The 18,499-nt window shown below is 69.7% G+C and carries 16 protein-coding genes and 1 pseudogene; 6 read left to right on the top strand and 11 right to left on the bottom strand.

Features of this window, described 5'->3' with window-relative positions:
* Positions 1-3 precede the first annotated feature (3 nt).
* The 9 genes and pseudogenes from rplB to IPK71_15780 form a co-directional block, all read right to left on the bottom strand.
* Positions 4-837 (bottom strand): 50S ribosomal protein L2, encoded by an 834-nt coding sequence (gene rplB, locus IPK71_15820; protein ID MBK8215207.1) that lies wholly within the window; start codon positions 835-837, stop codon positions 4-6.
* Between the two features lie 4 nt (positions 838-841).
* Entirely contained in the window at positions 842-1,138 is a 297-nt protein-coding gene (rplW, locus tag IPK71_15815) for a 50S ribosomal protein L23 (protein ID MBK8215206.1), read from the bottom strand.
* Complete coding sequence (gene rplD / locus IPK71_15810; protein ID MBK8215205.1) at positions 1,135-1,782, bottom strand: 50S ribosomal protein L4; 648 nt, start codon at positions 1,780-1,782, stop codon at positions 1,135-1,137. The genes rplW and rplD overlap by 4 nt, the downstream gene beginning before the upstream one ends.
* A gap of 14 nt (positions 1,783-1,796) precedes the next feature.
* Complete coding sequence (rpsJ, locus tag IPK71_15805) at positions 1,797-2,111, bottom strand: 30S ribosomal protein S10 (protein ID MBK8215204.1); 315 nt, start codon at positions 2,109-2,111, stop codon at positions 1,797-1,799.
* 3 nt (positions 2,112-2,114) lie between these two features.
* Positions 2,115-3,303 (bottom strand): annotated as a pseudogene (gene tuf / locus IPK71_15800) (elongation factor Tu).
* 56 nt (positions 3,304-3,359) lie between these two features.
* Complete coding sequence (gene fusA, locus IPK71_15795) at positions 3,360-5,504, bottom strand: elongation factor G (GenBank protein ID MBK8215203.1); 2,145 nt, start codon at positions 5,502-5,504, stop codon at positions 3,360-3,362.
* A 340-nt stretch (positions 5,505-5,844) separates the two neighbouring features.
* Positions 5,845-6,492, bottom strand: a complete 648-nt coding sequence (locus tag IPK71_15790; protein ID MBK8215202.1) for a hypothetical protein — start codon at positions 6,490-6,492, stop codon at positions 5,845-5,847.
* Between the two features lie 110 nt (positions 6,493-6,602).
* Complete coding sequence (locus IPK71_15785) at positions 6,603-7,094, bottom strand: hypothetical protein (GenBank protein ID MBK8215201.1); 492 nt, start codon at positions 7,092-7,094, stop codon at positions 6,603-6,605.
* A gap of 161 nt (positions 7,095-7,255) precedes the next feature.
* Entirely contained in the window at positions 7,256-7,987 is a 732-nt protein-coding gene (locus IPK71_15780) for a hypothetical protein (protein MBK8215200.1), read from the bottom strand.
* A gap of 233 nt (positions 7,988-8,220) precedes the next feature.
* Between IPK71_15780 and IPK71_15775 the strand changes: the two genes are divergently transcribed.
* Both IPK71_15775 and IPK71_15770 read left to right on the top strand, forming a co-directional pair.
* Positions 8,221-10,305 carry an elongation factor G gene (locus IPK71_15775; GenBank protein ID MBK8215199.1) on the top strand — a complete coding sequence of 695 codons (2,085 nt, stop codon included), beginning with the start codon at positions 8,221-8,223 and terminating at the stop codon, positions 10,303-10,305.
* Between the two features lie 183 nt (positions 10,306-10,488).
* On the top strand, positions 10,489-12,339 hold the full coding sequence (locus IPK71_15770) for a c-type cytochrome (protein ID MBK8215198.1): 1,851 nt from the start codon (positions 10,489-10,491) through the stop codon (positions 12,337-12,339).
* A gap of 94 nt (positions 12,340-12,433) precedes the next feature.
* Here IPK71_15770 and IPK71_15765 read toward each other — a convergent pair whose 3' ends face one another.
* The gene (locus tag IPK71_15765) at positions 12,434-13,381 is read right to left on the bottom strand and encodes a hypothetical protein (GenBank protein MBK8215197.1); all 948 of its coding nucleotides are present in this window, start codon (positions 13,379-13,381) and stop codon (positions 12,434-12,436) included.
* Positions 13,382-13,431: 50 nt separating this feature from the next.
* A complete protein-coding gene (locus IPK71_15760; protein ID MBK8215196.1) occupies positions 13,432-14,292 on the bottom strand; it encodes a hypothetical protein in 861 nt (286 codons plus the stop codon).
* A gap of 348 nt (positions 14,293-14,640) precedes the next feature.
* Between IPK71_15760 and IPK71_15755 the strand changes: the two genes are divergently transcribed.
* From IPK71_15755 to IPK71_15740, 4 genes are all read left to right on the top strand, one after another.
* A complete protein-coding gene (locus IPK71_15755; GenBank protein ID MBK8215195.1) occupies positions 14,641-15,750 on the top strand; it encodes a hypothetical protein in 1,110 nt (369 codons plus the stop codon).
* A 73-nt stretch (positions 15,751-15,823) separates the two neighbouring features.
* The gene (locus tag IPK71_15750) at positions 15,824-17,215 is read left to right on the top strand and encodes a hypothetical protein (protein MBK8215194.1); all 1,392 of its coding nucleotides are present in this window, start codon (positions 15,824-15,826) and stop codon (positions 17,213-17,215) included.
* Positions 17,216-17,218: 3 nt separating this feature from the next.
* Positions 17,219-18,136, top strand: a complete 918-nt coding sequence (locus tag IPK71_15745) for a hypothetical protein (GenBank protein MBK8215193.1) — start codon at positions 17,219-17,221, stop codon at positions 18,134-18,136.
* Between the two features lie 23 nt (positions 18,137-18,159).
* Positions 18,160-18,465: a hypothetical protein gene (locus IPK71_15740; GenBank protein ID MBK8215192.1), complete on the top strand. Its 306-nt coding sequence runs from the start codon at positions 18,160-18,162 to the stop codon at positions 18,463-18,465.
* Positions 18,466-18,499 lie beyond the last annotated feature (34 nt).

Genomic DNA, 18,499 nt, shown 5'->3' with positions numbered 1-18,499 from the left:
GGGTTAACCCTTCTGACCACGGCGCTTGACGATCATGCCGTCCGTGCGCTTGTTGTTGCGGGTCTTGAGACCCTTGGAGAGCTGGCCCCAGGGCGAGCACGGGTGGCGCCCGCCGGAGCTGCGACCCTCGCCGCCGCCCATCGGGTGGTCGACCGGGTTCATCGTGACGCCGCGGTTGTGCGGCCGGCGACCGAGCCAACGCGAGCGACCGGCCTTGCCGATGCTGACGTTCGCGTGGTCGAGGTTCGACACCTGGCCGATGGTGGCGCGGCAGTCGAGGTGCACCTTGCGGATCTCGCCCGAGGGGAGACGCACCTGCGCGTAGTCGCCGTCTTTGGCCATGAGGACCGAGGCCGCGCCGGCCGAGCGGACGATCTGCGCACCTTTGCCCTTGCGGAGCTCGATGTTGTGGATCGTCGTGCCGAGCGGGATGTGGCGGACGGGCATCGAGTTGCCCGGCTTGATGTCGGCCGTGCGGCTCGACACGATCGTGTCGCCCACGTTGAGGCCGTCGGGGGCGAGGATGTAGGTCTTCTCGCCGTCGGCGTAGTGGAGGAGCGCGATGCGGGCGGTACGGTTGGGATCGTACTCGATGCTCGCGACCTTCGCCGGGACGCCGATCTTCTCGCGCTTCCAGTCGAGGATGCGGTAGCGCTGCTTGTGCCCACCGCCACGGAAGCGCGAGGTGATGCGCCCGTGAGCGTTGCGGCCGCCGCTCGAGGTCTGGTGCTCGAGGAGCTTCTTCTCGGGCTTTTTGCCCGGCGTGATCTCCTTGAAGTCGGAGACCGAGTAGTAGCGACGTGCAGGCGACGTCGGCTTGAACGCTTTGATACCCATCGCTTTACTCCGAGGCCTCGGCGAAGAAGTCGATCGAGTCGCCCGCCTTGAGCGTCACGATGGCCTTCTTCCAGTTCTGCAGCTTGGCGTACCCGCGACCCATGCGGCGATCCTTGCCGCGGTAGTTCTGGGTGTTGACGCTCTCGACCTTCACGTTGAAGAGCGCCTGCACCGCTTCGCGGATCTGCACCTTGTTGGCGTTGCGCGCGACCTCGAACACGACCTGGTTGCCCTGGTTACGGAGCATCGAGGCCTTCTCGGTGAGCGCGATCGGACGGAGGAGAATGTGCTCGTGGCTCATTGTGCACCACCGGCTTTCTTCGGGGAGAGACGAGCCTCGAGGGCCTGCGCCGCGCTCTTCGAGAGGACGAGCGTGTCGTGGCGGAGGAGGTCGTAGACGTTGACGCCTTCCGGGGGAAGGAACGAGTGATCGGCCGCGTTGCGGATCGAGAGCTTGAGCTTCTCGTTCGTGCTCGCGTCGACGACGAGGGCCTTCTTGTCGGTCTTGAGCGTCGCGAGCGTGGCGAGGAGACCCTTGGTCTTGACCTCGGCGAGCTCGAACGCGTCGACGACGACGAGGCGGCCTTCCTTGTGGAACTTCGAGAGGGCCGAGCGGAGCGCCGAGGCGCGGACCTTCGCCGGGGGACGGTACGACCAGTCACGCGGGCGGGGCCCGTGCGCCTGACCGCCGCCGACGTAGATCGGGGCGCGCTTGGAACCGTGGCGAGCGCCGCCGGTGCCCTTCTGCTTGAGCATCTTCTTCGTCGAGCCCGAGACCGCGGAGCGGTTCTTCGAGCCGGCGGTGCCCTGACGACGCGAGGCGAGCTGCGCCTTCACGACCTCGTAGAAGAGGTGCTCTTTGACTTCGGCCGCGAAGACTTCGTCCGCGAGGGTGAGCTCGCCGACTTTTTCGCGCTTGAGATTGTAAACGTCGATCTTTGCCATGACTTCGGCTCCCCTCAGCGAGGCGTCTTGATCTCGACGTCCACCCCGGCGGACAAATCGAGCTTCATGAGGGCGTCGAGCGTCTGCTGCGTGGGGTCGAGGATGTCCAGCAGGCGCTTGTGGGTACGGATCTCGAACTGCTCACGCGACTTCTTGTCGACGTGCGGTCCGCGGAGGACCGTGTAGCGCGAGATGTGGGTGGGGAGCGGGATCGGACCCGCGACGCGGGCGCCGGTGCGCTTGGCGGTCTCGACGATGTCGGTGGCCGACTTGTCGAGGAGCTGGTGGTCGAACGCCCGGAGGCGGATACGGATGGTGGTGGCGGACATGGCTTACTCCAGGACCTTGGTGACGATGCCCGCGCCGACGGTGCGGCCACCCTCGCGGATCGCGAAGCGCATCTGCTCCTCGAGGCCGACGGGGGTGATGAGAGATCGTCATCGTGACGTTGTCGCCCGGCATGACCATCTTCGTGCCCTCGGGGAGGTGGCACGTACCGGTCACGTCCGTCGTGCGCATGTAGAACTGCGGGCGGTAGTTCGTGAAGAACGGCGTGTGACGGCCGCCCTCTTCCTTCTTGAGGACGTAGACCTCGCCCATGAACTTCTTGTGCGGCGTGACCGAGCCCGGCTTGCAGAGGATCTGCCCGCGCTCGACGTCCGTGCGCTCGATGCCGCGGAGGAGGACGCCGACGTTCTCGCCCGCGCGGCCCTCGTCGAGGATCTTGCGGAACATCTCGACGCCCGTGACCGTGGTCTTGCGGGTGTCGCGGAAGCCGATGATCTCGACGTCCTCGCCCGTCTTCACGACGCCGCGCTCGATGCGGCCGGTGACCACGGTGCCGCGGCCCTTGATCGAGAACACGTCCTCGATCGCCATGAGGAAGGGCTTGTCGACGTCGCGCTCGGGCTCGGGGATCTCGCTGTCGAGCGCCGCGATGAGGTTGCCGATCGACTCCTCCCACTTGGGCTCGCCCTGGAGGGCCGGGAAGGCCGCCACGCGGACGATCTTCGCGTTGTCGCCGTCGAACTTGTACTTCGAGAGAAGCTCGCGGACTTCCATCTCGACGAGGTCGAGCATCTCCGCGTCCTCCACCGCGTCGCACTTGTTGAGCGCGACCACGATGTGACGGAGACCGACCTGGCGAGCGAGGAGCACGTGCTCGCGCGTCTGCGGCATGACCGAGTCGAGCGCCGACACGACCAGGATCGCGCCGTCCATCTGCGCCGCGCCCGTGATCATGTTCTTGATGTAGTCGGCGTGGCCGGGGCAGTCGACGTGCGCGTAGTGGCGCTTCTCCGACTCGTACTCCACGTGCGAAGCCGCGATCGTCACGGTCTTCGTCGCGTCGCGGACGGTGCCGCCCTTCGCGATGTCCGCGTACGAAATGACCTTCGCGAGGTTCTTCTTCGACTGAACCTTCACGAGCGAGGCCGTGAGCGTCGTCTTGCCGTGGTCGATGTGACCGATGGTGCCGACGTTCACGTGGGGCTTGCTGCGGTTGAATTTCTCTTTCGCCATGACTTCTCTCGATTCTCCGTTTTCTTAACTCTTGCGGGCGCTTACGAGCGCCCCATTCACTTGCCCTGCACCTTGGCGACGATCTCTTCCTGCACCTGGTTCGGCACGGGGGAGTAGTGCGCGAAGTGCATCGACGACGTGGCGCGGCCCTGGGTCATCGACCGGAGGTCCGTCACGTAGCCGAACATTTGCGCGAGGGGAACCTCGCTGTCGATGACCTGTGCATTTCCTCGCTGGCCCATGCCGAGGACCTTGCCGCGGCGGGAGTTGATGTCACCGATGACGGTGCCCATGAACTCCTCCGGGACGACGACCTCGTTCTTCATCACGGGCTCGAGGAGGTGGAGGCCAGCGCGCTTGGCGCCGTCCTGGAAGCAGAGGGAGGCCGCCACCTCGAACGCCTGGGCGCTCGAGTCGACGTCGTGGTAGCTGCCGTCGTAGAGGCGGCACTTCATGTCGATGATGGGGTAGCCCGCGAGCACGCCGCGGCCCATCGCGTCCTTGACGCCCTTCTCGATGGCGGGGATGAACTCTTTCGGGATCGATCCGCCGACGACCGCGTTCTCGAACACGTAGCCCGAGCCCGGCTCGCCGGGCTCGATCTCCATGAGCACGTGACCGTACTGGCCGCGGCCACCGGACTGCTTCGCGTACTTGTACTCGCAGGGCACCTTCTTCGAGATGGCCTCGCGGTAGGCGACCTCGGGCTTGCCGATGTTCGACTCGACCTTGAACTCGCGGCGGAGGCGGTCGCAGATGATGTCGAGGTGGAGCTCGCCCATGCCCGAGATGATCGTCTGCCCCGACTCTTCGTCGGTGTGCATGCGGAACGACGGGTCCTCGGCCGCGAGCTTCTGGAGGCCCGTGGAGAGCTTCTCGACGTCGGCCTTCGTCTTCGGCTCGATGGCGATGCTGATGACCGGCTCCGGGAAGATCATCTTCTCGAGGATGATGGGCTTCTTCTCGTCGCAGAGGGTGTCGCCGGTGCGGGTGTCCTTGAGGCCCACCGCCGCGTAGATGTTGCCGGCGTCGGCCTCGGTGAGCTCCTCGCGCTTGTTCGCGTGCATGCGGAGGATGCGGCCGATGCGCTCGCGCTTGCCGCGGGTCGAGTTCATCACCATCGTGCCCGAGGTGAGGGTGCCCGAGTACACGCGGAAGAACGTGAGGTTCCCGTGCGGGTCGTTGATGATCTTGAAGGCGTAGCCCGCGAAGGGCGCCTTGTCGTCCGCCGCGCGCTCCTCTTCCTTCTCGTTGTCGGGGTTCACGCCCTTGACGGGGGGGATGTCGAGCGGAGACGGGAGGTAGTTGGTGACCGCGTCGAGGAGGAGCTGGACGCCCTTGTTCTTGAACGCCGAGCCGCAGAGCACCGGGAAGAACTTGAACGTCGTGCAGCCCTTGCGGAGCGCCTCGACGATCTCTTGCTCGGTGACCTCGTCGGCTTTGCCGTCGAGGAATTTGGCCATGATCGCGTCGTCGATGTCGGCGCAGGCCTCGATCATCTGCTCGCGGAAGGCTTTCGCCTTCGCCTCGAGGGTCGAGGGCTCGAGCCCCTTCACGAGCTTGGCGGCCTCGCCGATCGCCATCCACGTGTACTTCTGCCCGCGCGACTCTTCGTCGAAGATGCACGCCTGCATGCGGATGAGGTCGACCACGCCGCGGTGCTGGTCTTCTTCGCCGACCGGGTACTGGATGGGCACGGGGACGACGCCGAGACGATCGCGGATCGTCTGCACGTTCATCTCGAAGTCGGCGCCGAGCTTGTCCATCTTGTTGACGAACACGATGCGCGGGACGCGGAACTTGTCGGCCTGGCGCCAGACCGTCTCGGTCTGGGGCTCGACGCCGTTGCCACCGTCGAGCACCGCCACGGCGCCGTCGAGCACGCGGAGGGAGCGCTCGACCTCGATGGTGAAGTCGACGTGGCCGGGGGTGTCGATGATGTTGATGCGGTGCCGCACGCCCTGGTGCGGGCCTTCGACCGGCGCCCAGAAGCAGTTCGTCGCGGCCGAGGTGATCGTGATCCCGCGCTCCTGCTCCTGGACCATGTAGTCCATGGTCGCGGCGCCCTCGTGGACCTCGCCGATCTTGTAGTTTACACCCGTGTAATAGAGCACGCGCTCGGTCGTCGTCGTCTTGCCCGCGTCGATGTGGGCCATGATGCCGATGTTGCGGGTGCGTTCGAGCGAGTATTCGCGGGCCACGGGGAGCTCCAGGAGGAGGAAGGGAGACTGCGGTTTCGAGGTCCAAGACGCACGAAACCCTCTCCGGCCGACCTCCTCGCGTTTTCGAGAGAGGCCCGAGCGTCAGGTGCTCGGGGGGCCCGGAGAGGGTGTCGGGGTACCGCTTCCAGTTGCGGTGGCGAGAGCCTTTGGCGTGCTCGCCCTGGGGGTAACCCGATCCTTATGTCAGGAGGACCATTCGTCTTTTGCGGTGCTTGGTGCGCCTTGGTTGAGGTCGTGAGGCTCCAACGAGGGAGCGGGGGCGCTTAGATACCAGGGTGGTGGGAAGAGTCAAGGGACAATGGGAGCCTTCGGCGGCCCGTCAGAGCCGCTCGAAACAGAGGAGGCGGCGTGCACCTGCTCCCTCCCCGTTGCGGAAGAGGTTCGGGAGCGTCGCGTACGAGGTTGGTTTGAACCCCATCGCAGACCAGGCGACCCAGACCTCGATGGCGCTGCTCACGCTCACGAGGCTTCCATCTGGCCCTCGCGCGGTGCCCTCGAGCATGGTGGGGCTCGCGCCGCGCAAGGCGACCTCGGCGGTCGAGGCCCACCTCCATGTGCCGGTCGGGAGCACCCGCACCTCGGGCGGCTGCCCAATCCCCCCCATCAGGACGGGCGCGACCCCGTAGTAGGCGATGAACGTACCCGCGAGCGTGGCATCCAGGGCCTCTTGGGCGCAGACGCGATCGGCGGCGTCTCGCCCTCCCGGGTCGGGCACGAGGCTGGTCAGGAAGGCGACGTCGAGGCGGGGGGGTGCGTCACGCCCGCTGTCCCTCGGGGGATCGATGCGCTTCGCGTCGGTCGCCGCGTCGGAGGGCTCGGGCGCGGCGTCGAGGACCCCGGGCTCGGCATCGGGCACCGCGGCGTCGACCGCGACCGACGCGTCGGAGGGCGACGTGCCGTCGGCCCCGAACGACGTGCAGGCTGCCGCGCAGCCCACGAGCACCACGAAAATCCCCCCTCTTCGCACGGCTCGAGTATGGCGCCGTCCCCGACACGTGTCGACCCTCGGATGCGCTCCCCGCCCTTCGCGACGGCGCTCGGAGCGGCCTCGACAAGGGCAAAAGTGCCGCGCGGCCCTCAGAACGCGCCGCCCACGCCCACCGTGCCGCCCCCAGGGAGCGCCGAGACCTCGGGGCGCACGATGGGCTTTCCGTCCCAGCGTGCCGTCCACCGGGCGCTGCTGTCCGACGGGATGACGAGGTGGTCGACGAGCATCGCCGAGATCGCCCCGACGCCGCCGCCGATCGCGAACCCGAAGACGCTCGCCCACGCGAGGCCCAGACCGCTGCAAGCGCCGCTGTTCGAGGCGCAGATGAGCCCGGTCCCCGCCGCCCCGAGCACGAGCGGCGCGCCGACACGGATCCCGAGATCGGCGAGCCCCCGAAGCGGATACCCGTGGGCCATGTGCACGATCGGCGCGCCCAGCGCGTACGTTCCGACCGCCGCCCCCGCGAGAGGCAGCCAGGCGTCCGAGCTCTTCGCCCCGACCGCGACGCCGAACGACACGGCGCCGAGGGCGAGCGACGCCCCGTCAGGGATGCCCAGCATCCAGCCGTACGCGGGCCCCATAGGCCGGGTACCTGCCTTCTCGGGTTCGTGCCCGTCCTCGGAGGGCGCGACGGCATGGGGGGACCAAGCGGACGGCTCGGCGCGCTCGTCGGCTCGGGCGGGGCTCGTCACAGCGAGCTGGGCTCCACAAGCGAGGGCTGCCGCGACGCAGGCCCACGCTCTCAAAACGCCCCCCCCACACCCACCGCGCCGCCACCAGGAAGCGACGTGACCTCGGGGCGCACGATGGGCTTTCCGTCCCACTTCGCCGACTCCTTGCCCTGCTCGGCGGGCTCACGCGCGAGCACCGCCGAGTCGATGACGATCGCGGTCACCACGCCGAGCCCCGCGCCGAAGGCGCCGCCTATCGCCCCTGCGAGCCCTCCGAGATCGCCACTGCAGCCCCCCGCGCACCCGAGCAATATGCCCGTCAGCCCCCCCACGGTGGGCGCGCCGAGGCGGATTCCGAGGTCGATCGCGACCTTCGCACCGTGCCCGTGCGCCGCGTGCACGATGGGACCACCGACCACGTACGTCGCGAGCCCGGCGATCGCGAGCGGGTACCCGCCCCCCGCGGCCCCGGCGGTCATGCCGATCCCCGCGAGGTCGACGACGAGGGTCTGGTAGCCGTACCACTCGCGCGGGGCTTCCTCTCCCTCGGTCTCCGCGCGCCTCCGCGCGACGAGCGTGGGCGTCGAGGGTGCGGCGACGGGCTGCGCGGCGGCGGGAGGAGGCGTGGTCGCCGCGGGGGCGGCCGGGACGAGCGTCACCGAGGGCGCGGCGGTGACGGTGGGCGCCGCGGTGACGGCGGGCTCGGGCAACGCGGGCAGGTCGTCGGCGTGGGCGACGGAGGCCGAGACGATCGCGACGAGCACCGAGGGGACGAGGGCGGCGGCGAAGACGAAGGGCTTCATGCCCACACCTTCAGCACCCTTCGTGCCACGCGGGGACCGCCGTTCGCCCCGAGAATTCGTCGGGGCGACCCATCGAGACGTTCACTGGTTGAACCATTCAGTGACCATGGGTTCACAGACGGGCCCCCGACGACCGTTCGTCGGCGCACGAAGACGGCTTCCGGGCCCGTTTTCGTGGGCACTCCCCGAATTCACTGGAAAGTCGGGCGAAGGCCGCCTAGAGGCACGCGCCCATGAGCGACCTCGCCAAGATCCGAAACATCGGGATCAGCGCCCACATCGACTCGGGCAAGACCACGCTGACCGAACGCATCCTCTTCTACACGAAGCGCATCCACGCGATCCACGACGTCAAAGGTAAGGACGGCGTCGGCGCGAAGATGGACTCGATGGATCTCGAGCGCGAGCGCGGCATCACGATCCAGTCGGCGGCCACGCACTGCTACTGGAAGGGCAACCACATCAACATCATCGACACGCCCGGCCACGTCGACTTCACCATCGAAGTCGAACGCGCCCTCCGCGTGCTCGACGGCGCGATCCTCGTGCTCTGCGGCGTCGCCGGTGTGCAGTCGCAGTCGCTCACGGTCGACCGCCAGATGCGCCGCTACAACGTCCCCCGCATCGCGTTCGTCAACAAGCTCGATCGCGCCGGCGCGAACCCGATCCGCGTCAAGGACCAGCTCAAAGAGAAGCTTAGCCTCAACTCGGTCCTCCTCCAGCTCCCCATCGGGCTCGAGGACAAGTTCGAGGGCGTGGTCGACCTCATCAAGATGAAGGCGTACCGCTTCTACGGCGACAACGGCGAGGACATCCGCGAGAGCGAGGTCCCCGAGGACATGGCCGCCGAGGCGCAGAAGTACCGCGACATCATGCTCGACGAGCTCTCGCTCCACGACGACGCGCTCGCCGAGGCGATGCTCGAGGAGAAGGTCACCGAGGAGCTCATTCACAAGGCCGTTCGTAACGCCACGATCGCCCTCAAGATCGCCCCGGTCATGATGGGCTCGGCCTACAAGAACAAGGCCGTCCAGCTCCTCCTCGACGGCGTCAACGCCTACCTCCCGAACCCGAGCGAGGTCGAGAACGCGGCCGTCGACCTCGACAAGAACGAGGAGCGCGTCGTGCTCTCGTCGAGCGACAAGGACCCCCTCGTCGCCCTCGCGTTCAAGCTCGAGGACGGCCGCTTCGGCCAGCTCTCGTACGTCCGCGTCTACCAGGGCGTGCTCGCCAAGGGCGCCGAGATCATCAACACCCGCACCGGCAAGAAGCACAAGGTCGGCCGCCTCGTCCGTATGCACTCGGACGAGCAAGAGGACATCGAGTCGTCGGACCCGGGTGACATCGTCGCCATGTTCGGCATCGACTGCAACTCGGGCGACACCTTCTGCGACGGCCGCATGAACGTCGCGATGACGAGCATGTTCGTCCCCGACGCGGTCATCTCGCTCACCGTGACGCCGAAGGACAACAAGGCCCAGACGAACATGTCGAAGGCCCTCCGTCGCTTCACGAAAGAGGACCCGACCTTCCGCGTCAGCGCCGACCCCGAGTCGGGCGAGACGATCATCGCCGGCATGGGCGAGCTCCATCTCGACGTCTACATCGAGCGCATGAAGCGCGAGTACGCGGCCGAGGTCACGACGAGCCCGCCCCGCGTCGCCTACCGCGAGACCATCACCCGCCGCGTCGACTACGCGTACACGCACAAGAAGCAGACCGGCGGCTCCGGCCAGTTCGGTAAGATCGGCGGCTTCATGGAGCCGTGGCCCGAGGCGAACTACGTCTTCAACGACGAGATCGTCGGCGGCATCGTCCCCCGCGAGTTCATCCCCGCGGTCGACAAGGGCTTCCGCTCGATGCTCGCCAAGGGCCTCCTCATCGGCGCCCCGGTCGTCAACGTCGCGATCACCTTGAACGACGGCGGCTCGCACGCGGTCGACTCGAGCGACATCGCCTTCCAGGAGGCCGCCCGCGGCGCCTGGCGCGAGACGTACCCCAAGGCCGGCCCGCAGATCCTCGAGCCGATCATGAAGGTGTCGGTCGAGGGCCCGGTCGAGTTCCAGGGCGGCATGACAGGCCTCCTCATGCAGCGCCGCGGCCTCATCCTGAGCACAACCGAGAGCGACGGCTTCGCGCACGTCGACGCCGAGGTGCCGCTCTCCGAGATGTTCGGCTTCTCGACGACGCTCCGCTCCGCGACGCAGGGCAAGGCCGAGTTCACGATGGAGTTCTCGAAGTACGCGGCGGTCCCGTCGGGTATCGGCGAGGAGCTCATCAAGAAGTACAAGGCCGAGCAGGAGAAGGCGAAGAAGTAACCCTTCTTTACCTTCGGCTCGAACGAGGCCCTCGCGATCCGTCGCGGGGGCTTCGTGTTTTCGGGGTGTGCAAAGCCCCCACGGGGTGTGCAACGTGGCGCACCGTGCGCCGCGGCGCGCGCGAAGAGGGCCGCGATTTCCCCTCGACGGGCGCGTGGCATGCGCGATGCTGAAGGGGTGCCCATGAACCGTCGCAGCGCCATCGTCCTCGCCGCCCTCACCGCCCCGTGCGCCATCGCCGCGTGCTCGGACGGCCCCGAGACGGTCGTGCTCGTGCCGCTGATGCCGCCCACGGGGCGCGCACCTTCGGGGAGCCCATCGGGGTCGGCGACGGCCGGCATCCCGCACCCGGACTTCGGCCCGACCGTCCGCGCCGAGCTCCCTCCCCCGCCGATCTCCGGTGGCACGCTCGCCGTGCTCCGCAATGGGCACATCGTCGCGGCCGATCCCGATCGGGACGCCGTCTACGTCGTCGACGCGGCTCGCAAGGAAGTGACGACCGTGCACCTCGCTCCGGGCGACGAGCCCGGCCGCGTGATCCAAGATCCCCGAGGTCTCGTGCACGTCGTGCTGCGCGGCGCTGGGGCCATCGCGACCCTCGACGAGGGCGGGGTCGTGCGCAAGAGGTGGGAGGTCTGCCCCGCGCCGCGAGGGCTCACGATGCTTCCCGACGGCACCCATGGCCTCGTGGTGTGCGAGGGCGGCGAGGTCGTGCGCTTCGCGACCGATCCCTCGGCGGCCGCCCTCCCCGAGACGGTGGCGAAGCTTTCGGGAGGCCTGCGCGACGTCGTGATCGCGGCGGGGAAGGTCCTCGTGAGCCGGCTGAGGCAGGTCGAGATCGTGGAGCTCGGGCCGAAGTTCGAGGTCGTGCAGACCGCCGTCCCGAGCGGCGCGAACACGATGCAGGCGATGCGCATGGTCGTCGATCCGAAGGGGCAGGATCCGTTCGTGGTCCACGAGATCGCGCGGCTCGCCGCCTCGCGCTCGGGCTCGACGCCGTACGGCGGGAGCGCTCCCCCCGCCCCGAGCGACACCGGATGCGACGACCGCATCATGGGAGGGTCCATCGTTCAGCCCGCGTTGAGCCGGCTCTCGCACTCGGGGGAGGTGCGACCCGGCCAACCCGCACGACAGCTCCTCACACAGCGAGGGCCGAATTTGGCGGCGTTCCCGGTCGACGTCGCCGTGGAAGAGACGTCCATCGCGATCGTCGCCGCGGGAAATGGCCACACGAAGTCACTGCCCCAGGTGTACGTCTTCGATCGAACCGAGGGGCCCTCGATGACGTGCCTCCCGGGCGCGCGCGGCTTCACCATCGAGGGGCAAGCCACGGCCGTCGCGTTTCGCGGCCCGGGCGCCATGGTGGTCCAGTCGCGCGAGCCCGCGCAGCTCGAGCTCCTCCCCGAACGCGTCGTCATCCCGCTCTCGTCGATCTCCCGCGAGGACACGGGGCACGCCATCTTCCACGCGGGCACGCGGTCGGGCATCGCGTGCGCGTCGTGCCACGCCGAGGGCGGAGACGACGGCCTCATCTGGACCCTCGACGCGAGCGGCCCGGTGCGTACGACTTCCCTCCGAGGCACCCTCAAGGACACGGCGCCCTTCCACTGGCGCGGTGACGTCCCCACGGTGTCCGTGTTGGCCGACCGCGTGATGACCGGCCGCATGAGCGGGCCGAAGCTCGACCAAGAGGCGAAGGACGCCCTCGAGGCGTGGATGTTCGCGATCCCCGGCCCGAGGACGGCCGCCCCGACCGAGGCCTCCGCGCGAGGCAAAGCGCTCTTCGAGCGCGCCGACGTGGCCTGCGCGACCTGCCACACGGGGCCACGCCTGTCGAAACCCGGTTTTTTCCAGGGGGTGGGCGGCATGTTCCAGGTGCCCTCGCTCGTGGGTGTGTCCACGCACCCGCCGTACTTCCACACGGGGTGCGCTACGTCGCTCAAGGAGCTTCGGTGCGGCGTCGGGGCCCACGAGACGAGCCACCTCACGGCGGACGAGCGCGCCGACCTCGCCTCCTACCTCGAGACGCTGTAACCGCGGTCGCGCAGGCCCACGCGCGCTCGCGAAACGAGGGCGCACCTTTCGTGACATCGCGGCGTCGAGGGCCGCGCTCGGCTCGCGCGAGGCCCTAAGGCCTGCAAATGGCGACTTCGTCGCCGAGGGAGACCTCGACGCGGGTCGCCTCGAAGAGCTCGCCGTCGAGCACGTACCCGCGCCGCTCGCCGGTGAAGTCGACGGACACGGTGCTCGCGAGCGCGTCGACGCCGGGCCCCATGAGCGCCCGCCCCGCGAGCACACGGGGCATCTGCGGGCCGAGCGCGGAAGGGCCGAGCGCGCTCCCGACGGCGTGGAACCGATCGAGCCGCTCGCCTGCGCGATACGTGAGGTGCATGTGGAGCCCAAGGTCGCGCACCACGCTCGCCACGAACAGGCTGTACCCGTCGTGCGGGACCTCGGCGCCATCGACCGCGATCCGCGCCGGCTGAGGGCTGAGCACGCGGCGGGCGAGCTCGCCTCCCACGAACGAGCCCGCGAAGACACGCGACACGATGCGCGCCGCGTGACCGAGGCCGAGCGCCTCCCGCGGGCGACCGTCGTAATAAGCGTCGAAGAAGCTCGAGACGAGCCCGAGGCCGAAGATGAACCCCGCGCGCGTCTTGCCCTCGTGCTCACGCACCACGAGGGGGCGAACGACGGCGCGCCCGCTCGTGCCACGGAGGACCGCCGAGAGCACGCGGTTCGTGTAGGGCAGGCGCCCGCGAACGCCGAAATTCCGCCCGACGGTGCACACCGTGCCGCCCGGGACGATGGCCAACGACGGCATCTCGCGACCCGCGAACGCACGCCGCAGCTCGGTGAGGCCCGCCATCAGCGTGCCATCTCCTCCCGCGAGCACCACCGCCCGCGCGTCACGGGACGCGGCGAAATCGGCCACCTCGGCGAGCGCGTCGAGCGACCAGGTCTCCCGCAAGATCGCCCCGTGCGAGCGCGCGCCGCGGAGCGCCTCGAGCATGGGCCCGGGCGCCCGCAGGTGGAGCGCGTTGCGGTTCGCGACGACGACGACGGGGCGGCTCACGGCCCGACCTCGCTACCACGCCTCACGCGAAGGAGGAACCCGAACCCCGCTCACTGGGGGCAGGTGACGTCGCGGTAGTACGTGGCCTCGGCGCGCACGAGATCGCACCGGGACGCGCAGCGCACTTGGCCGCAGCCGCGGGTGTCCGGCCCGATGACGATCGTCGGGCACGTCTTCGGCAGCGCCCAGCAGACCCCGGGCACGCTCTGCGCCGCGCACTGCACGGCGTTCCCGGCCATCATGTCGCACGAGAGCCCGAGGCCCGCGGGGCAGGCGCGCGTGGGCCCCGGTCCGCCGCACGTCACGGGTTTGGCGCACTCGCCCTTCGCCTTCACGCTCATGCCTCGCGCGCCGGCGACGTCGTCGTTCCAGTAGTTGACGTCGTCGCACCCGCACACGGGATCGAAGGTGTTCTTGGTCTCGGTGGGCAGGGGCACGCACACGCCCGTTTTGCAGTCCTTCGAGAGGCAATACGCGTTCGCGCCGCACGCGCCCTTCATGGTCGCGTCGCACACGGCGGCGCCGTCGCTCGCGTCGGCCGAGGGGCCATCCGCGCCCGCGTCCTTCGGAGGGGCGAACCCTCGGCAGACGAGGTTGCACCCTTGGCCGAGGGGCGGGTGCACGGTGCACTGCCACGCGCCGCCCACGCACGCGCACGCGTCGCCGATCTCGTTCATGGCGCACGCATCGCCCGACGTGCACGCGCCCGTCATCGGGAAGGTCGTGCACTTCGCCGGGCACTCGGGGAGCGCCTTGCCGGAGCACGGATCGCCCGTGTCCGCGCCGGTGTCGGCCAAGGCGTCGGCCTGGGCGTCGACCGGATCGTCGATGGTGGCGGTCTCCCCGCACCCGACGAAGCCCACCCCTGCCCCGAGCCCCGCGACCAGAACGACGACCACGACACGACGCATGGCACCACCTCCGAAACCGACGGAAAGAAAGGACCCCGACCCGCGGGCCGACCGGCGCCGCACCTCAAGCATGCGACACATCGAGTGACTTGCAAACCGCATGCGAACGCGCTGGCCCGCGAAATCGGCCTTCTCCCATGAGCCCGACGCACCCGGTGCGCCCGCCCGCAGCCGCTGCGGCGCCCCAGGACGACCGCGACTCGGCCCCTGTGGACCCAAAGTGGTTCAACCTGTGAACCTTCCGACCCAGCGGAGCCGGTGGGCACGCCGGAAAAGGCTCGATTTGCCGAGAAAACTGGGGTTTCGGTCCTGGGACCGCCGTGGCGCATGCCTTGCGAAAGGGCAGGCATGCTCTGCCAGCCCCACGGTCCGGTCGCCTCGAACGCTTCGTCTCCCCTCTTCTCGGCCCTTCGGCGTCTGTCGCGTGTGGCCGTCGTCTCGGTCGTGGCGCTCGCGTTCGTGGGCGCCTCCGAGCGGGCCGCGCGAGCCGACGAGGCGACGCCCGTGCCTGGGCAGGCGCAAGGCGCACAGACCGAGGCTCCGTCTCCCGCTACGGCCCCCGCTCCGTCTCCCGCTCCGGCGCTCACGTTGCGCTCGGGCCGGGTCGTCTGCACCCTCGGGGACACGACCGGGTTCGAGGCGCCCGACGTCCGCACGAGCCTCGACATCGTGTGCACCGAGCTCGCGCAGCGCGGGGCCCAGGGCTCGCCCTACGAGGTGCGCTTCGGGCGGCTCGGGGGAAAGATCCTCGTCGTGATGACGGAGGGCACGACCCACGAGGAGCGCCGGGCCTTCGCGGCGAGCCTCGAGGAGATGCCGGTCGTGGCGCCGCGCCTCGCGGAGGCGATGGTGCACAAGGCCACCGTGCAAGACAGCGAGACGGTCGACAACGTGCTCGCGCAGAGCACGAAGCCCGTCGTCAGCAAGCCGATCCAGCCGGGGGTGGAGCTCGGCATATCGGGCGCGACGCCCGCGGGGACCACGTTCTCGGCGGCCGGTGGCATGTACCTCGGCCTCCAGTTTCGCCGCGAGCGGTGGGCCCTCGCCGGCCAAGCGCGCGCCGGGGGCATCGGCAGCACCGACGGGAAGCTCGTCTCGGCTTCGGTCGGGGTGGGCGGGCGTTACTTTTTGACGGACGGCGACGTGGCGCCGTTCGTGGGCCTCGGCGTGGGCGTCGGGTACTTTCACGTGAGCCGCGCCCCGAGGGGCGACTACGACACCGACCTCGACGGCTCGGGGTTCACGGCCTCGGCCGAGGCGGGCGCGGCCTTCTTGCGCACCGGGCACGTGGGCGCGGCCCTGAGCCTGCGCGCCGACGCGCCGTTCTTCGCGTTGAAGTCGGACGAGATCACCGCGACCCGCTACGACTCGAAGATGAAGGCGACCACGACCGTCATCCCGAGCGAGTCACGGTACGTGGTGCCCCTGAGCCTGAACGTGGCCATCACGTTTCAGTGAGTCAAAAACCCGAACAGAAGCGGCACCTTGTGTGATCCTCCCAAGGGGTGCGACACCTGGTAAGCTGCTCCCCGTGTACACTCCGCCCTCGAGGCTCTCGCGCTGGCTCGGCATCCCGGTGGCGCTCGTTGTCGCCGCTCTCGGTACCGGCTGCGCGTCGTCGGCCGTGCGCCACGCCGAGCGCGGTGACATCCCCGCGCTCCGGGCCGAGATCGATCGCCAGCACCGCGTAGGCGCGCTCACCAACGGCGAGGCGCGTGACATCGCGAAGGCCCTGCTCGAGCGCGACGTGTCGGGCCTCGTCGACGGGCGCGACGACGCCAAGGTCCGCGAGCTCCGAGCGTGCGCCAAAGACCTCGACTCGGCCCTCGAGAAACGCGAAAACAAACACGACGGCCTCGGCGCCGAAATCGCCCGCGTGCGCGTCGAAGAGGGGCTCTTCGAGCCGAGCGACACCCGCCGCTACCGCGACGATCCGAGCCCCGCGTACCGCGCGATCGCCCAGCGTGGCCTCACCGCCGCCGACGACGCCGAGGCCCGCATCCAAGCCCTCCTCATGAGGGAGGTCGTCGCGCGCCAAATGGCCTCCCTCGCGGCCGGCGACGGGGCCACCCTCGGCGAGCTCGACGCGCTCTTCGAGGCCGCCCGCCTCGATCCGGACGACGGGGTGCGCCACCTCGCCCTGCGCGCCGCCGTCGACGCCGTGGCCCGCCGCAAAAAAGACGTCTTCTCCGGGCTCGTCGACTCGGCCGACGAGGACGAGCGCCGCTCCCTCCGCCTCGCACGCACCGCGCTCGACCGCCTGCGCGACGCATGGACGACCGGAAAATCTGCCCTCCGGGACGACGTCGCCTCGGGCCTCGCCACCTCGCCCTTCTACGAGCTCGGCGGCCGTGACGCCCTCCGCGCGCGCCTCGGAGAAGGGAGCGACCGCCTCACCGTCGCCAGCGCCATCTTGCGCATGCCCACGTCGCGCGACACCACGGAGGACACGTTCCTCCGTGACAACGCCGCGCGCGTCGCCCTCTCGGCCCTCCGCGACGGCTCCTCGCTCGAGCGCGCCTTCGCCGTGGTGCTCGTGCGGCCCGAGGGCGAAGGGCTCGAGGAGCTCCGCAAGGCCTCGCGCGACCCCGACCGCGACGTGGCCCTCCCGGCGCTCGGCAAGCTCCTGCGTGTGCCGGCCGACGCCGAGCGGGCGCGTGTGGAGCTCGTCCGCGTGGCCGGCCAGAAGGACGACGTGACCCACGCTCCCCGCGCGCGCGGCATCCTCGCGGGCTTCCGTTACCTGCCCGTGCAGCTCTGGCTCGAAGAGCAGTCGCGCCGACGCGAGCTCGGGCTCCGCTTGCGGGCCGCGGCCGGGCTCGCGGCGCTCGGTCGGGTCGCACGCGCGGCTCCTTTGCTCGCCGACGACGATCCCACCCTCCGCGCGCGAGCCGCCTGCCTCGTGCTCGCCGCCACCCGCTGACCCATGAGAAGAGCGCCCCTCACCGCCGCGTTTCTCGTCGCTGCCCTGGCCCTCCCCGGGTGCCTGCGCGGGGCCGTGGTCGACGCGCGCATCGCCGAAGCACGCGCGAGCGCCGAGGCCCTCGAGACCTTGGGAGACACGGAGGTCGCGCTCGCCGGCACGCTCTCGCAGCTCGCCGAGCTCGAGGGGCTCTACCGCATGGCCCCTCACGACGACGACGTCCTCTTCGCGCTCGTGCGCGGGTGGACGATGTACGGAACGCTCTTCCTCGCCGACGCACGCGAGGCCGCCGCGCGCGAGGGCAACGACCGCGCGAAGGTAGGCTACGAGCTCCGTGAGCGGCACGCCCTCGAGCGGGCCGTGGGGTTCGGGCTCTCGGCGCTCGCGAAGCGCGGAGGCAACCTCGACGAGGCGCGACGCACGCGCGAAGGCCTCTCGGCCCACTGCGAGCAGCGCCTCACGAGCCGCGCGGACGGCGAGCTCGCGTACTTCGTGGGCCGCGCCTGGCTCGCGCGATCCCGCCTCGCGAAGGGCGATCCGACGGCGCGTGTGTTCGAGCCGTTCGTCGGGCTCGTGTTGCTCGAGCGCTCGAACCGGCTCGCCCCGGGCTATGCGCATTTCGGCGCCTCGACGTGGCTCGCGGGCGCGCAGGCCGAGGCCAAAGACGGCGCCGACGAGGCGCGCCGCGCCTACGAGGTGCTCCTCGAGAAGACGCAGCGCAAGGCCCTCGTCGTGCAGCTCGAGTACGCGCTCCGCGTCGCGTGCCCGACGGGCGACACGCTGCTCTACGAGCGCCTCTTGAACGAGGTGCTCGGCGCGAGCGATCCGGGCCTCGACGAGCGCCTCGCCAACGTGTTCGCCAAGCGGAGAGCGGCGCGCGCCCTCGCCCCCGAGGTCGTCGCGACCTGCAAAGCGCCGTAGGCGAGCCAGGGAGGAGGCCCTTCATGAGCGAAAATCCGTTTCGATCTCCGGGCGAGCGCCGAGACGACGACCGGCTCGACGTCCTCCGTGCCCAAGCCGAGGTCGAGGAGCGGCTCCTCCGCGAGCGTGTCGCCGAGATCCAGAAGAGGGACCGCGAGAAGCACCGAAAAGGGCTCGCTTCCATTCCGGTCCTCGTCGTGCTCGCACCGGTCGTCGCGAAGGCGAGCGGCTGTGGCGTCGCAAGCCTGGCCCCCGCGTGGGGAATCGCATGGCTCGTCGTGCTCGCCCTCGCGCTCCTCTACGCGCGGCACGCCTGGAATCGGGTCTGAACCCGCGCGATCCGAGGAACCAGCGTCGCTCGCG

Source organism: Myxococcales bacterium (assembly GCA_016712525.1).
Taxonomy (GTDB): Bacteria; Myxococcota_A; Polyangia; order Polyangiales; family Polyangiaceae; genus JAAFHV01.
Note: the sequence above shows the minus strand (reverse complement) of the source record. Positions and strands in the feature narration are given on the sequence as shown.